10 protein-coding genes are annotated in these 15312 nt (G+C 53.6%); 2 read left to right on the top strand and 8 right to left on the bottom strand.

What is annotated here, in order from left to right:
• Position 1: 1 nt before the first annotated feature.
• The 5 genes from Pan241w_RS00645 to Pan241w_RS00625 all read right to left on the bottom strand — a co-directional run bounded on the left by Pan241w_RS00645 (position 2) and on the right by Pan241w_RS00625 (position 5143).
• Positions 2–1108 (bottom strand): DUF1559 domain-containing protein, encoded by a 1107-nt coding sequence (locus Pan241w_RS00645; RefSeq protein WP_145209436.1) that lies wholly within the window; start codon positions 1106–1108, stop codon positions 2–4.
• A gap of 3 nt (positions 1109–1111) precedes the next feature.
• Entirely contained in the window at positions 1112–2221 is a 1110-nt protein-coding gene (locus Pan241w_RS00640) for a DUF1559 domain-containing protein (RefSeq protein WP_145209433.1), read from the bottom strand.
• Positions 2211–2903: a hypothetical protein gene (locus tag Pan241w_RS00635; protein ID WP_145209430.1), complete on the bottom strand. Its 693-nt coding sequence runs from the start codon at positions 2901–2903 to the stop codon at positions 2211–2213. The genes Pan241w_RS00640 and Pan241w_RS00635 overlap by 11 nt, the downstream gene beginning before the upstream one ends.
• A gap of 228 nt (positions 2904–3131) precedes the next feature.
• Positions 3132–4622 carry a CoA transferase gene (locus Pan241w_RS00630; RefSeq protein WP_145209425.1) on the bottom strand — a complete coding sequence of 497 codons (1491 nt, stop codon included), beginning with the start codon at positions 4620–4622 and terminating at the stop codon, positions 3132–3134.
• A gap of 167 nt (positions 4623–4789) precedes the next feature.
• Complete coding sequence (locus Pan241w_RS00625) at positions 4790–5143, bottom strand: hypothetical protein (RefSeq protein WP_145209422.1); 354 nt, start codon at positions 5141–5143, stop codon at positions 4790–4792.
• Between the two features lie 239 nt (positions 5144–5382).
• Here Pan241w_RS00625 and Pan241w_RS00620 point away from each other — a divergent pair, with 239 nt between their 5' ends.
• On the top strand, positions 5383–6750 hold the full coding sequence (locus Pan241w_RS00620; RefSeq protein WP_145209419.1) for an SWIM zinc finger family protein: 1368 nt from the start codon (positions 5383–5385) through the stop codon (positions 6748–6750).
• Positions 6743–9859 carry a DUF7825 domain-containing protein gene (locus Pan241w_RS00615; RefSeq protein ID WP_145209416.1) on the top strand — a complete coding sequence of 1039 codons (3117 nt, stop codon included), beginning with the start codon at positions 6743–6745 and terminating at the stop codon, positions 9857–9859. The genes Pan241w_RS00620 and Pan241w_RS00615 overlap by 8 nt, the downstream gene beginning before the upstream one ends.
• Before the next feature lie 144 nt (positions 9860–10003).
• Here the strand turns inward: Pan241w_RS00615 and Pan241w_RS00610 are convergent, their stop codons facing one another.
• The 3 genes from Pan241w_RS00610 to Pan241w_RS00600 form a co-directional block, all read right to left on the bottom strand.
• A complete protein-coding gene (locus Pan241w_RS00610) occupies positions 10004–10462 on the bottom strand; it encodes a SitI3 family protein (RefSeq protein ID WP_145209414.1) in 459 nt (152 codons plus the stop codon).
• Between the two features lie 56 nt (positions 10463–10518).
• A complete protein-coding gene (locus Pan241w_RS00605) occupies positions 10519–11868 on the bottom strand; it encodes a right-handed parallel beta-helix repeat-containing protein (RefSeq protein ID WP_145209411.1) in 1350 nt (449 codons plus the stop codon).
• A gap of 288 nt (positions 11869–12156) precedes the next feature.
• A complete protein-coding gene (locus Pan241w_RS00600; RefSeq protein ID WP_198000242.1) occupies positions 12157–15174 on the bottom strand; it encodes a carboxypeptidase regulatory-like domain-containing protein in 3018 nt (1005 codons plus the stop codon).
• Between the last annotated feature and the right edge of the window lie 138 nt (positions 15175–15312).

The raw sequence follows: 15312 nt of genomic DNA, 5'->3' as shown, positions 1-15312 counted from the left end.
GTTAAAATTCCCCGACCGCTTCACCCCCATTAGGCGTACTGAGCGCTTTGAGGATCGTAGGATCGATGTCCTCCGAAATAAACCGCACGCTACCATCGATCATCAGCATATTAGCGCCCCCTTTAAACGGGCCTCCAAAACCATGAGGACTTTGATTGATACCCCGTGCCGGGTCGCGAAAGTTTGTCGGATCGCCCCAGGCTTTGATATTTGATTTGATTTCGCCCGCCAGAATCGTATTGGAGACGCCGTCAGTGATCTCTTTAAAGTTCATGCCTGAATTCACATTGAGCACACGACTGTTGGCGGCGTAATGAGCGGGTTGATATTCCCGATCATCATCGGATGCGATTCCCGGGTTCAAGAGAGCATTGAGTTTCGTTTGAAAATGCTGGCGATTGTCTTCGGAGGTCCAGGGCTGATGGAAATTGATCTGGTCATACAAAGCAGCCTGATCCAGATAAGGTAAGAGACGCGTCACCCAACTATGTTGTGGCTGTCCTGCCTGACTGAAGGAACCGCCAACGGGAAGCTGCCCATACGCTTCATGATAATTGTGCATCCCCAAACCAATCAGTTTGAGATTATATTTAGACGTACTGCGTCTGGCAGCTTCACGACAGCTATATACCATAAACGGAAAACGAAAATTTCTCGCCACAAAAGTCTCTGGCTCGCCCGTCACCATCCACCAGGTTTGATGCGTCATACTGATCACGCAGATGCCACTCAGCCCCAACAGGAAACAGATCGCAGCCAGCGAGAACGTCCAGCGCCCTCGCCAGACCGGCGCGCTCTCCGCGATCTGCTTTTGTCGATACCATTTTTTCCCTCCCAGGTGTACGCCCCATGTAAACAGTCCAAAAGCAACAAGAAACCAGGTCGTCCGTTCCACAGAAATCGTAACCCCGGGCAGCGTGCGTGTAATATAACTTGTCCAACCGATGACTAACTGATATCCCATCTGGACGGGAAACACAATGCCCAAGCAGAGCGTCACGAAGCCTACAAATACAATCAATACTAATACCTGTAACAGATTCATGCTGCCACTTTGGGATTGTTGATCACCTGCCGAACTGTTTTCTGGAATCGTTGAATCAGCCATTGCTCAAAACTCCCCCAACGATTCACCGCCATTGGGCGTTGCCAGGGTTTTGAGTATCTGCGGATCAATCTTATCGGTGACAAATCTGACGCTGCCATCTCCCAATAGAAAATGCGCGCCTCCTTGGTAGGGACTGCCGAATCCGCGGGGGCTCTGATTGATCCCCAGCATCGGGTCGCGAAAGTTGGTCGGATCGCCCCAAGCCTTGATACCTGATTTCACTTCACCAGCCAGTAGAGTATAGGAAGTGCCATCTTTGATTTCTTTGAAGCTCAAACCTGAATTCACATTCAACACATGGCTGTTGGCGGCGTAATGCGCAGGTTGATAACCCTGGTCGCTTTCTGCGTCGCGCTTCCCATTGGCAACTGCGTATTCGATTCCCGGATTTTCGAAAAAGTAAAGATCCGTTTCAAAAACCGAGCGATTCGCTTCTGCGGTCCAGGGCTGGTTAAAATCAATCTGATTATACAGGGGTTCCTGATCCAGATAGGGAAGCAGCCGCGTAGCCCAGCTGTGTTGAGGCCGACCCGTTTGATCAAAAGTTCCACCGAAGGGGAGCCGGGAATGTGTCTCGTGGTAATGATGCATCGCCAAGCCGATCTGTTTGAGATTATTTTTAGACGTACTGCGTCTCATAGCCCAACCACTCATCTGGATCAAATTCTTATCACTGGTCATTAGCCAGGTACTCTGGTAGGCAACTCCCACCACAGCAAAACCTCCAGCGAAAGAAAAAACCAGCAACACCAGCACGGCACACGTCCACCGAAACCGCCACTGCTCGGGAACGCTGGCTTGGTTTTGTTTGTGGAACTGTCGAATGAAATAGCGGCCCATAAATTGAATTACCACTACCATAATCGCTGACAGCACGAGAGCCGACAGCAGGCCGGGGACAGATACGGTCATCTGCGGGATGACCCGTTTTAAAAATAAGAACCAGCCTGCGAAAGTAGAGATCAGAATTTCAAGCGGGAAAACGGCCCCCATGCAGGCCAGAAACAACACAAAAGCAGCCCCGCAGATAAATAATACGAGGACACTTCCACTTACGAGAAAGATTTTGACACCGTTTTTCTTAGTTGATGACTCAACAGGTTCACTTTCCATTCAGCACCTCCTGTGCTGCTTTAGGTGGCAGTACTTTAATGGCGCCATCGGTGAACAGCACCAGCTGTTGATCGTCTCCATAGACCGCCTGCTCAAAAGCAAGGGGCTCTGCCGGTTCGGTTTTCTTGTCGCCGGCCACATATCCATACTTCACCCGCAGGTCGCCCGGTTGAAACCAGAACTCTTCGGTAAAGGTCGCGTTTTCTGCTTTCTCGGGAAATTTTCCCTCGTGCGTCGCCACGTGCATGAAGAGTGCCGTCCGCAATTCGCCGAGCTGTTTGCGGCGTTCCTCAAGCAGCTCATCTGGTGTTTCCGGCTCTTCTGTTTTGGAGTCAACCAGTTGATACGTATTCCCCGTTTTCTCCCAGGCACCGGGTGTGAGCAGTTCCCGGGCACCGGAGATCATCGTCAGCACAAACAGAAACATCAGCCCCCAGAGCACAGTTCCCGCCAGAGCTCCCTTATAAGACAGCACGGGCAACTTGGGAAAATCCTTGGCCAGCAGGTTCCAGAGCAGTTTAAAAATGAACGCGCTGACCAAGAGCACCATCAGAAAAAAGGAAATCGTCTGCAGTCGAAGTTCGGCAATTTCAGTCAAACCAATAGATGGCATTCCCGCCTGTGCAGACTGGGTGAAGGCACAACAAACAAAACCAGCGATGAGAAGCGTTCGAACCATCATGAGGATCTACTCCGCAGAAGTGAGAAGAGAAAGGGCCTCCCTTTATCATACAAAAGTCCACGCGATACGCGAGTCTATTTTTCCAGCGAAGTGAGATTCTGGCGACAGCAGTGAAAATAGAATTGACCGCCCACTTAATAAAACTTGTGATGCAGAGAGTTGTCTGCCATTTTTCAAATTTCACTCCGCACTCAGACAGTGCATGTCATTTCCTTAGCATGCCCGAGTTTACAACGTCTGATTGGCTTTCCAGTGGACCTGATGCTGTGGGAAGATTTCTGTGGGACGATGCGGCAGCTGTTGGGGAGGGGAAGGTTCAGAGTCCCAACATAAATTAAGTGTGTCAGAACCGGGAGCAGTGCCTGCGCGAGCACTGAATGAAGGAGTGCGTTCGAACTGAATTGCCGGTGCGACTCGCGTGAGCAGGCCCAGGCGGCTCTCCTGATCGACGAGATAGTTCTCCAGGTCTTCCTGTGTGATCGGCACGGGTTCTTCAATATTGTTGTGATACCGGGTCGCGAGCATCGCCGTTTTGGTAAGCGCCACACGAACTAACCAACTCCCCCCTTCGGTCGCACGACGAATGAGGGCGGCTGTCGCACCGAGGGCTCCCAGCAAACCGGTCCCATAATCGTTAAAGTAAGCGGGAATCAAACTGAGCTGCGGTTGATTGGCGCTATGGATTTTAGCAAGTCCCGTACAACTTTGTGCGAGTTGCTCCCAGCCGCGACGTTCTGCCCAGGGACCTTGAAAGCCGTAGCAGTCAAGCTGCACGATGATCAGATTCTTTTTTCGCCGCGTCAGTTCCTCAACGGAAAAACCCGCACGCGCCATCGCACCATGGCGCAGCCCGTCAATGAAGACGTCGGCTGATTCGAGTAAGTGGAAAATCAAACTGCGATCTCGCTCAGATTGATAATCGAGGTAAGCCGACTTTTTTCCCCAGCCGGTCTCGACTTCAAAGGGGAAAATGTGATCGAGATAAGGATGGCGGCCGTGAATCACGTCGGCCCCCTGCTCGGCCAGACTCCGACCAATCGTCGGTCCGGCAAGGACCCGCGCGAATTCGAGCACCCGGATCTGTTCCAGCGGACGCGATACATCTTTCGAAAAAGGTTCGGGCGGTCCGTCTGCCATTTTCGTCAGCTCAATCACCGGTGCGGCAGCGATGGCTTTCCCCTGCGGATGATCGAGCCACTCTTGTTGATCACGGACGATGGTCGTACAGAGTCCCAGCGCGGAAAGCTGGTCTTCCAGATCCTGCGCAGCATAGTGTGATGTCGCGTCGGCAATCGCCTCTCGTTCTCCCACACAATTCAAAAATTGCAGAATGCCTTCCCGCAGATGCGTGTAGGCTCCGTTATACATCACGTGCCGACTGTCTTTTGTCGTGAAGAAATTATTCACGGGCGTATGCACGGGCGAAATGTCGAGTTGCCAGCCTTCCTGAAAATGATAGGCAACTGAATTCAGCACCAGCCCCGCATGGCGGCGGTCGATGCGCATCGCCTGTGAGCCAAGCCCGCGCATCTGACCGATGGTCGCGGTCGCCTTGCCAAGCGCAGCGAGCGCCGCCGTCGCGAAATCATGCGTGGCCACAGGCGAGTCGATATAGCCGGGCTGCTGAATGATTTCAACCGGACTCTCCGAATCAAAGGTCACCCCCAGCGGCGCGGTGATTTCCTCGAATATCTGCTGTTGTGTCGCTGTTCCCTGCATCCTGCCACTCGCTGATTCAAGTCTTCTGATGATGATTTCAGACTGATCTCAATCTGTTGTTCGACGGATGATAGCGAATCTGGCGCAGTGAGGCAATTTTTGTTTTGGGAAAAGACTCCGCAGAATGCGTTGAACTCACTCAGCCGTTTTGTGTTCCGGTTCCAGAATCATCCATTCGGGGAGGGAATGGATTTGCTGCGGGCGATGAGCAGTAAGACGCCGATCACAATCACCAGAACGGGTACTTCGACATCAAAGGAGAGCTGCTCGGTTTGACGCAGGACCGAGAGGCAGCTGGCGATCAGAAAGAAAGGGCCGATCACGACCGATGATTTATCGAGGCCACTGACAGCAAACGAGAGCAATCCGATAATCGCCAGACCGAGTACCCAGATCCAGTTGAGGCCGGGTACCAGCCCCAGCGTGGTGAGTAACCAGCCGCTGCCAATAGCGATAATCAGGAGTGGGAGAACCAGAGTTTTTCGATTCGACTTAGGGGCACTGATCGCTGGTGTATTCATGGAACTGACTTTCTATGTTCTGTGGATATGAAATGTTACCCGAATACCTGAGAGGCGGTGCTACACAGAAAATATCACGCGATTTTTGAAATGTTTCAGGATATTTTTCTGCCAGGTATCTCGATTTTGCATCAGAGTTGGGCTGGTTGACATGATTCCCGCTCTAACCGACAATTGATAGACTCGGCCGTTCGTCGGTTATGCGGCCTGCATCCTGTCTATCAAAATGAGGTCTATGCGTGGCGACCGACCTGCAGGAACATCTCTACCAGTATCGTTTTGCCTCGGACGTTGACCAGGGATTGATTCATCTGGCCGCCAGCGGGGGAGCCGCCGATTCGATCTCGGAAGGACCGTTCTTTGCCGGTCGTGTGAAGCATCCGCGTGACGCCGCGACCCTGTTGCTGACCCTCAGTACGATTGTCCGCACCCATTTTTTTGATGCACGACCACCTCAGATGGATCCGATTGTCACCGCCAGTCGTTCGCTGGTACGGTGGGAAGGATTCAGTGGTTGTTGTGGCGCCTACGCGCGACTCGATCTGGATGAGTGTGCGTTCGAAACCGAACAGCGCCGTTTTGGCACGACGAACGTGGACTTCAACCCTGAGATGTTGACTCATCTGGGACGCATCGGTCGTGCGGATGAGGTCCGATTGAGTATCGAAGCCGAGGCAGTGACCCTGGAACACAATCAGTCCGCAGTGATAGAAAAAAAAGTCCGGCTGCCGCGACGCTGGATTAAAGGGCTCAGCGAAGTACAGGTCTATCAGTCGCGGCTGGAACTGAAACAACGTTTTACGCCCGCATTGTTGATCCCGTTGATTCAAAGTGCGGCCCGCATAGGCGGGAGCAGTCAGCATCTCTCGATCAGTGGGGGACGGCCCCGGTTTACTACGCGGGCAGGTGCCAGCACGATTCCCGTGGGAGGGGCCAGCCGTCTGTCGGCACTGCGGACCATTCTGCCGATCGTCCGCGAAGTGAGCCTGTATGCCGACGAGCGTTCCGGCGTGCATGCCTGGGTGGGGGAGACCGACTGGTGTCGTTTCTGGCTGGTGCTGTCGCCAGCGCTGCAGCGGGGCTTTTCGGGGGAAGGACAGTTACTTGATTCGCTGGTGCATGACGACTGGCAGGAACGCGTCGATGCGATTCTGGAACTGCTGGCCGGTGCGGAAACCTCGCCGAGCGGACCTGCAGAAACCATCGACCCGGCTGAACTGGCGACGCGACTGGGTTGTACCACCAGCGCCGCCCGCGACAGTCTCGCGGCACTGGCCACCAATGGCCTGGCCGGATTTGACGCCGGCAACGGATTTTATTTTCAGCGACAGCTGCCGTTTGAAGAGAGACTGGTCACCCGGGATCAGCCCCGACTGCGCGCTGCCCGCAAACTGTTTGAACAAGGGGCGGTCCAAATGTTACCTGGTGAATCACCGGGAAACACTGACGCGGAAGTAAACAGCAACGGAACCACTTACTATGTACGTTTCCGACCAGAGGGAGAGAAGTGCACGTGCCCCTGGTTCAGCCGATACCAGGGTCAACGCGGCCCCTGTAAACACATCTTAGCGACCCGCATGACATTGGAAATGAAGCACCATGATTGAAGCGCTCCAGGATGCGATTTTGAACAAAGACCCCGACGCCGTCGTCGCCGCACTGACCGACTGGGACGAAGACCAGCGAAAAGCGGCGATTGAACCGTTTAACATTCTGATGCTGGCACTGGGCTTTGAGCGAAATGTCATTCAACCCTGTTCGCTGGGTCTGGACGACCCACTGGTCAAACAGAAACGAGAACGGGACGGAATTCAGCAAATGTTTCCGTGGCGTAAAGATCTCGATAAGAGTCTGCTCATCGATTACAAGATGTCCTACATTGCCTGGCTGGGACGCTACGCACTGGAAAGCCTGGAGGGCTGTATTCGCTTTCCCACCGTTCCCGATCACGAAGCATGGGCAGCCCGGATCCTGGCCGACCGACAGCCTCCCTGGTGGGATGAATGGTATGCCAGCGTGACCAGCAAAGATCGGTCTCATCGAGAAATACCACCGGGGTACTGGTCACAATTGTATGAACAAAAACTCGTTTCTGCTGATGATTTTCCGGCTGTGATCAATGAGTTCCAGATCGGTTTAAAGGATGCCATGGAGGCGGCGCCGGAGGCCACGAAGCTGGTCCTGCAGGAGATTCCCGCCTGTCGTGAACTCGTTTACTCGATCCCGGACCAGGAATATCAATTGCTCGAACCCAAGCCCTGGGTGCCTGTCATTGAATGCCTGTACCAGGAGAACCTGCTCGACGGCAAACGACTGCTGGAATCCCTGCTCAAAGCGTTGCAGGGACCGTTAAACAAGACGGAGCGAAACGGCTGTCTGATTCTAATGCAGGCGGCAAAAGCGAAGTCGGAAACACTGGCAGAACTGCAGACAGAGTGGACGGGGCTGTTATCGGACAGTCAGGCGGTGGTCGCGGGATTTGCCGTTGAGCAGTTGAAGCAACTCGAAAAAGCAGACCTGCTTGATGCCCGGGAAGCAGTCACCGCCCTACCCGGTATTTTCAGTCATAAACCGAAAAAACATGCAAAGACGGCGGTCGACCTGCTGGCCCGGATTGCCGCCGACCCCGCTCACCGACGAGAGGCAGTTGAAGCGGCGGCGGTTGCGCTGATGCATCCGAATAAAGATATTCAGAAAGCGGCTCTGGAACTGCAGGAAAAACATCTACAGGTCGATGATGAGGCGGCGTTCAAGACGATTGAATTGCATCTGGAAACGATCGCCCCCACGTTAAGAGAAAAAGCGGCAGCGCTGCTGCAGACAGAAAGCCAGGCTCAAACAGAATCAGCGGCAGACCAGTCAGCGACCACTCCCGCCGATTCCACGTTCACGGATTTGAGTCTCCTGGAAACCAGAGCATCCACAATTCCAAAACCAGTCAAGGAACTGTTCCGCGTGGACGAAGCGATAACGGCAGCCCAGGAGGGACACGCGGATCTCAGTTGCCGCTGGTCTCAACAGAGTGTTCCGGTACTGACGACCGCAGCTCCCTTACAGCCAATTGAAACGGTCGAGGAACTGATTGAAGTCACCTCTGCGGCCGTCGAGCGACTTGAAGATCCGGATACGGCGGAGCGGATTATCAGCGGAATCCTGCGTTTGTACAACGAACGACCGAATGGATTCAAGACGATGACCAGTTCGCTGGCCAAGCGGGCCTGTGCGTCGATAGACAGTCGTCCGCAACGCGGGCTCACGGGTGGTTATCACGGCACTGCCTTCTCGCTGTTAATCGGGGCGTGGCTGGAACGTAAGCCGGATGAGGATGACTATCTCTTTCTGGACACGCCACTGCAGCGCTTTTTGAATCGGCTCAATCAGCGCATCCGTGCGAAAACCGCGTATCCGCTGATTTCGTCCGCCACACACGCGGGAGGTTGGCTCGATCCGCGCGTCTGGGTGGAACGTCTGAAAGCCGCACAGGAACAACAGCTGGAGGTACTGGAGACGGACCTGGAACGCAGCTGTCTGCGCCTGGCACCCGAACATCGGACGGCTGCCCTGGAAGCGGCCCGGGAACTCAAGGCCCCTTACCAGGCGCTGGCGATGACCGCACTGGGTGGCGACGGCTCCATTGATCCGGCTCTGCCTCCGGTCGTCTGGATTGCCGCCCTCCGTGCTCGGGATGCGTGGGGAGATGTGTCAAAATTACTGGCACCAGAGGAGCGGGTGATAATAACAGAAACGATTGCGAAACTGCCCGATGTGATCTTTCCCTGTGATTATGAATGGACCGCTGGGGAACGGCTGGCTGACAGCAGCATGCAGCAGGATGTGATCCGCGCCTGGCCAACTCAGGGAGAAGCGCAGCTGGAAACAAAACAGCATCAAAACACGATGAAACAGTTGCTGGAAGCCCTGGAACGGGATGAGGATCCGGCTGAGGCACTCAAAAATATCACCGCACAGAAGAACAAAACCACCACGAGCTTTCGTTTTCTGCCTGCCGAATTACATCATCTGAGGCCCACCCTGGCGCCGCCGTTTCTGTACCCCTATCTGGAAAATCAGTGGCCGATGAAACTCGACTGGTACTGGTGCCTGGCGACCAAAGCCCTGGCCCTTCGGGTGGAGAGTGGATCTTCTGTTGATACGCCCTTCGGCCAGTTTCTGTTACCCCTGTTTGAACTGGATCGCCCCCTGACACTGATGGCAGCCCGCGCACTGTGGATTGCCACCGTCAGCAAGGATGGCAGTGCCCGTTCGATGGCGACTGAGGTCTGGATCGCCCTGTCGGACAGCGATCGGCTCGATCTGGATCTCCTGACCCGCGCATTGACCGAGGTGATGGCCGGAGGCTGGGTGAAACTGAACCGGGCCAGTGAAGTGCTGGCGGAAGTCGCCGCAGTCTCTCCGGCCCACGCACTGTGCATCGCCCCGGTCCTGGAAGCGGTGCTCATTTCATTGGATCCCTTCCCTCGCAATGTAGCGGTGCTGCTGGAGCCGCTGGATGAAATGAATGAACTGCTGGGTCGGGCGGTCTCTCCCGAACTGAAGACACGGTTGGAGCCCATCAAAAGTGGGAAAGCGAAACCACTGGCGAAATCGTTACTCAGCCGCGCTGATTTCATCACGCCGGCGTGTCAGGCTGCGGTGAGCAGACTACTGCAGGCACGCCTCGAACGGGCCGAGCGGGTTGCGGCGGCGGAGTTTTGAACTGCTACCAGAAAACCCACAAGCGTATCCGTTCTTTAATTGGAATTCGTGGACTTACTTCTGTCTTGTTGAACAGATTCTGTGAAGCGCCATTGATCATCGTCAGGAGGATTGGTAGATCGTTTTTTCTTTCATCACGAACTGTCACAAACAGGGAAGCGAATCGTGCCTGAACTCGATTCTGGCTTTGCCGAAGGCGGCGTTCCATTTTTGTTCCCAGTATTCATCGCTGCAATCTGCGTAGATGTCCTGGTGAGTGCGAAGTACATGCCCCTGTTCGCCGTTACTCAGCAGGAGCAGGTCTGCCGAATCCCGACAGAGCAACCCCAAACACAGCTCGACCAGTTTGTCCATGCCAACAGACTGAGCTTCACCTTTGTCGATCCGACATAAAATATGGATTCGCGTATCAATGCCATAAATTCGGTCGATGAGATCCCTGCTGGTTGTGTTCTGTAAAAGGACAGTACACTGCAGCCCTACATCAGCGCAGGTCCCACGCTGATTTGCATAACGCTTCATCTGAAACGTAGACTCCAACCAGCGCAGTAAGTCCTCTGGATGATCTTCCGTGTCCAATGCGAACGAGTAATCCAGAGACATATGAAGAAACCTGATTCGTGAAGCAGGCAAACCCATGTGCCTGCCTGACTGGAGTTTTACTTTTTTAGCTCGACGTTGCTCACGCCTTCGCGGCCGGGATCGAAAATATTATTTGAAAAATGAATGTTGGTCGCTTTGCGGTCGACGCGGACAGCGTAGACGTAGCGTGGCTGCTGGTTCTTTTTCGTGGCTTCAAAGCGGCCCGAATTCTGCACAATGTTTCCCTGAAGGATCACATCGGCGAGCGGCGTGTTCTCCGGTTTTTGACCGGAGTCGAGCAAAATCGGATTCCCATTGTCGCCCCAGATCCAGTGGGCGTTCCCAAAGCCGAATTCGGAAATGATGTTGTTGGCAATGATCGAGCCGCCGTCGCTGTTATCACTTTTGGCGGGCTGGTCTTTCGCGGCTGCTTGAGCCGCATACGAAGCGGCCCCAGGCATCAGGCCGATGCTCCAGAGGTCGTTTTTGATGAACTGATTGCCGATAATGGCGATGTGCCGCGAACCGTGCATGGCTTTCATGCCGACGAAACAGTTGGAAACGATATTCTGCGACACGATCACATGGTCAGAATGCAGGTCGATGCCCTGGGCACCGTTTTCGATCGTGTTACCCAGAATCTGCGTTCGATCACTGGCGGCGGGTGAAGTCACGATAATGGCTGAGCCCTGATGCCAGTTCTTGACCGATTCCTGTTCCCAGGTCTGTTGGCTCGTTAACGCCCCTTTTGTGTCGTTCTTTTTGACAAATTGCCCGAGTTGATATTTTTCCTGCACTTCGGGTGTGGGCAAGAGTTCCTGTTCGGTGATGCGGTTGCCTTGAATCAGTGTGCCGGTACTCGCGTTGACGACGATGCCGCTGCCGTCGATACAGTGAAAGGCGTAGCCCCAGTCGGGCGAGGCAGTGCGATCGTCGACGGCGATGCGCATGTAATTCGTAATCGTACAATTTCGGATCGTCGCATTTTTACAATTCAGCAGATAAAATACGCCGGAGCGGGTGCGGTGATTTTTGACCGTCACATTATCCAGGACCAGATCCTGGCAGTCCCGCGCGTTGACGGCTTCAATGGCGGTCGACTGTTTCCCTTCGGGCCGCGTCAACACAATGTCCCGAAACTGCACACCCGCGCGATGTTCGATTTCGATAAACGGGGCTTCAGGATTGGTTTGGATAATCCGCCCCGGTCCATACAGGCCGCTCCCATCGCTGCGAATAACGAGTTTCTCCGAGATCTCATAATCACCGGCGGGTAGAAACAGCATCCGCCCCGGCTGCGCGTCGAGGGTTTCCTGGATCGTCTGGTTAGAGGTGACAATCGGAAACGCCTGTTTGGCTTGTTGCGCTATGCTGGTAGCCGGGAGGGAGAGGAAAAGTATCAGTAGGAACAACAGAGTCGAGCGCATGAGATTGTCCTGAGCTTCCGGTATAATTTCTGAAAAGACATTAAACTACATCGCGGTATCTGATCTCTTCAGGATAACCGAATTTGTCTGTCCGTAAAGCGTCCTTTGATTGTTCTTTGTTTGACAGGAACGATTTCGCCAGGTAATGTGCCTCGATTTGTTCGGCTGTACTGATCTGGTGATCTGGCTCCCGGCGGTCAGGCACATAGGGCTGCCTCTAGAAACTAACTGTGGATATCAACGCGTTTTCCCGTTCACTGTTGGCAAGCCAACAGTGCCACACAGTCGTTATTCGTTCTGTTTCAGAGCATCGACGAGGGTGTTAATGTCCATCGGGGTCAGGCGAATCGAGGTTTTTTCCAGCATGCTGCGGAAATGTTCGCGGCCGCTTTGATCACTGGGAAAACCGATGTTCGTGCCTTCCTCGTCATTGGAAGTGACCAGCACTTTGCCGTCCTGGTCTAAGATGGCCCACCAGGGGATGCCGCCCTGGGCTCCGGCGCGCATGGTTTTCATCATCTCAAAGGCACCCGTCCAGCGATAATCGATCTTGATCCAGAGATAGTCGCGTTCCCATAGATCGCGTTCCCTGACCAGAAAACGGGAGAGCAGTCGGCAAGGGCCGCACCAGGTCGCGGTCTCCTGAATGATGATGCGTTTGTTTTCTTTCTTCGCTTGTTTGAGCGCAGTCGCGAGCAGCTCTTGCGCATCGAGTGTCGGTACAGTGTGTGCTTTCAATAACGCGAGAATTTTCTCCTTGTTGATCTTGCCGTCTGTTGAAAGGGAACTGACATCGGTGTTCACGATGGGTTTGCCCTGTTCGTCGGTGATGACCAGAGAGAAGTCGGCAGGGTTCCCGTCGAGATTGACTCCCAGCGTTTTTGCCAGTTTCTGCGCGGCATCGCGTTTGTCGGCAGAGATGTCGACGGCCATCACGAGGAACGAATAGAGCTCCTTACGAACGTCCTGATCCTGATAACGCAGGGTCATGAATTGCTTGACGGCTTTGCTTTTGGGGTCACCAAATAGAATCAGCAGATGCTGCATGGTGATTTTTGCATCCTGTGTACCGCGCTGGAAGCGTTCGAGGGGCGTGCCTTCTACGCTAAATGCTTTGGCAATACGTTCTTCCAGTGTCGGTGGTTTATACGGTTTGGGGGGAGGTTTGACTTCCAGAACGCCGAGGTCAACCGGCTGACTGTCTTCCACTTTGACCGTTTCAACAGTCCGCCAGCTGATTCTACTGGGTTGGTCTTTCGGGCGATTCACGAGATTGATGTCGTATTTCTGTCCCAGCACTAGATTGACGATTTCAAATCGCCCCTCTTTGTCTGTAGTGGTTTTCCCGCCGAAGCTGGTTCGCCAGGGGGCGTTATTATTGCCAAGATGCACTTTGACGCCGTAGCTGATTTCACGCTCCTGCATCGGTTGTTGTGTTTTCGCATCGACGAGCTGGCCGGAAGCAGTTCCTAGCGGACGAAGCGATACCGTGACGGTTTTATCATCGGGGCCGATTTCAAAGACACCCGCCAGTTTTTTATCCTGACTGCGCGCGTAAATCACGGTGCGATGCAGTTCGCGTTCGACTTTAAACTTGCCTGATTTGTCTGTTGTTGCCTTCATATCGCCCCCTGCCAGGCTGGCGCGATAGATTCCGGTGACCTCAGCATCCGGAACCGATTGAGGCGGGTCACCTGCGAGGATGCTTCCTTCCAGAATTCCTTTCTCCGGTCGGACGGCATGGAAGTTAAATTCCTTTTCCGATTCGCCGGCGATTTCAAATTTTTGAACTTTGTTTGTTCTTTGAACAGCGATCTGTGCGGGGCCACGAATATCAAACTTGCCATCACCGACGAACAATTCGAATTTTCCGTCTTCATCTGTCGAAGTACTATGCACAATAATCGGCTGCACCCATTTATTCTTGTTTTCCGGATTAGGCAGTTTCACCCCCTGCATATTGTTAGCGTCCTGTCCATATTGATAGACGTGAATTCGCTGCCCTTTCACTGGATCGTGCTGGGAGCCGACCGTCACGCGACCATAGATGCGGGTTGCAGGGCGGAGCTGGAAATCCAGGTTTTCGATCGGCTTGCCTGGCCAGAGCGCAAATCCGGTGTGGGGAGTGGATGCCCATTCTCCGTTATTCACAACGACGAGGTAAACCTGATTGGGAGCCGCCTTGATGACATAACGGCCTTGCTCATCAGTGTGCGCCGATTTTCGAAATGAGTCAAACTGATACCCTTCACCAGAGGCGGAGACAGAAATTCCTTTGGCCGGTGAACCATCGGGGAGTGTTATTCGCCCTGAAATCGGGACCAGCTTTTCCAGTTTGATCGTCAACGTGCCATCACCGGTTTTCGGATCATAGTTACCCCGTTGAAGCACGTGTTCTTTATCTCGAGGCCAGATCGTGAGCGGTAATTTTTGCCAGCCGGGTATCCACTGAAAGACGACCGTGCCTTCTGCATCCGTTGTTTGTTCCACCAGACTGGTGAAAAATGACAAGTTCAGATCCTGTGTTTGATCCGGCTTTTGTAATAGCCAGGGATAGACTTTCACACCGGCGATCGGTGTACCGTCCGTTTCTTTCAGCTGAACTTTCAGTGGTTGGGCTCCCTCCAGTTTCAATTGAACGGGATGATCGGGGAACGCGGGCGGCCTGGTGATTTTGTCTCCGGACTGACCACGGGGTAAGACGTAAGCTTTGTAATCCGCACCATGCCCCTCGCTGAGCGCGAACACATATTGAATTTTCACATCGTGGGGCACGTGATAGACAACTTGACCTTTTTCATCGGTTGAGTTGGTTCCCCAAACCTTATAATCGCCCATGATGCCGGTTTTGGCATCTGCGATTGGCTTAGTGTTTGCATCGACCACGTGTAGTTCCACACGCCGCGCAGGCTGTAACTGCAATCGCAGTTCATGTTGCGCATGGTCCTGATCAATATTGCGTCGCAGAATCCGACGTTGTGCAAGCTTCTGTCCTGTATCTGTGATCGCCTGAATCATCTGTCTATACACGTTCTTTTTTGCTGCGCTAAATGTGAACCGCCCCTGCTTGTCAGTTTTGGTTTCGGCTCGACCCTGTTCCGGATACTGCCATTCGACGAAGACCGTGACTCCCTGGGCCGGTTTATCCTGTTCATCGACCACGATACCGCTCAAGGTTACCTTGTCTGTAACTTGCTGTTTTGCATTCTTCTGTGAGGCAGGTTCAGCCGCGGTTGCCATGAGAGGGAGCGACAGGATCACGAGCAAAAATGCATTCCGGCGCAGGGGCGAAAGGACGTACTTCATAGTATCTGCTTTCAGATGATAAGAAAGTTTCGCTTGAGCCGTGTGCCCGCCGGCAAGCTGTTTCAGAAATTGAGATCTCGAACAGATCGGATTCAGAAAAACGGAATCTGGCTTTATGATACCTGCTGGAAATTTGAA

This window comes from Gimesia alba (assembly GCF_007744675.1).
Lineage (GTDB): Bacteria > Planctomycetota > Planctomycetia > Planctomycetales > Planctomycetaceae > Gimesia > Gimesia alba.
This window is presented reverse-complemented; position numbering and strand designations above follow the sequence as displayed.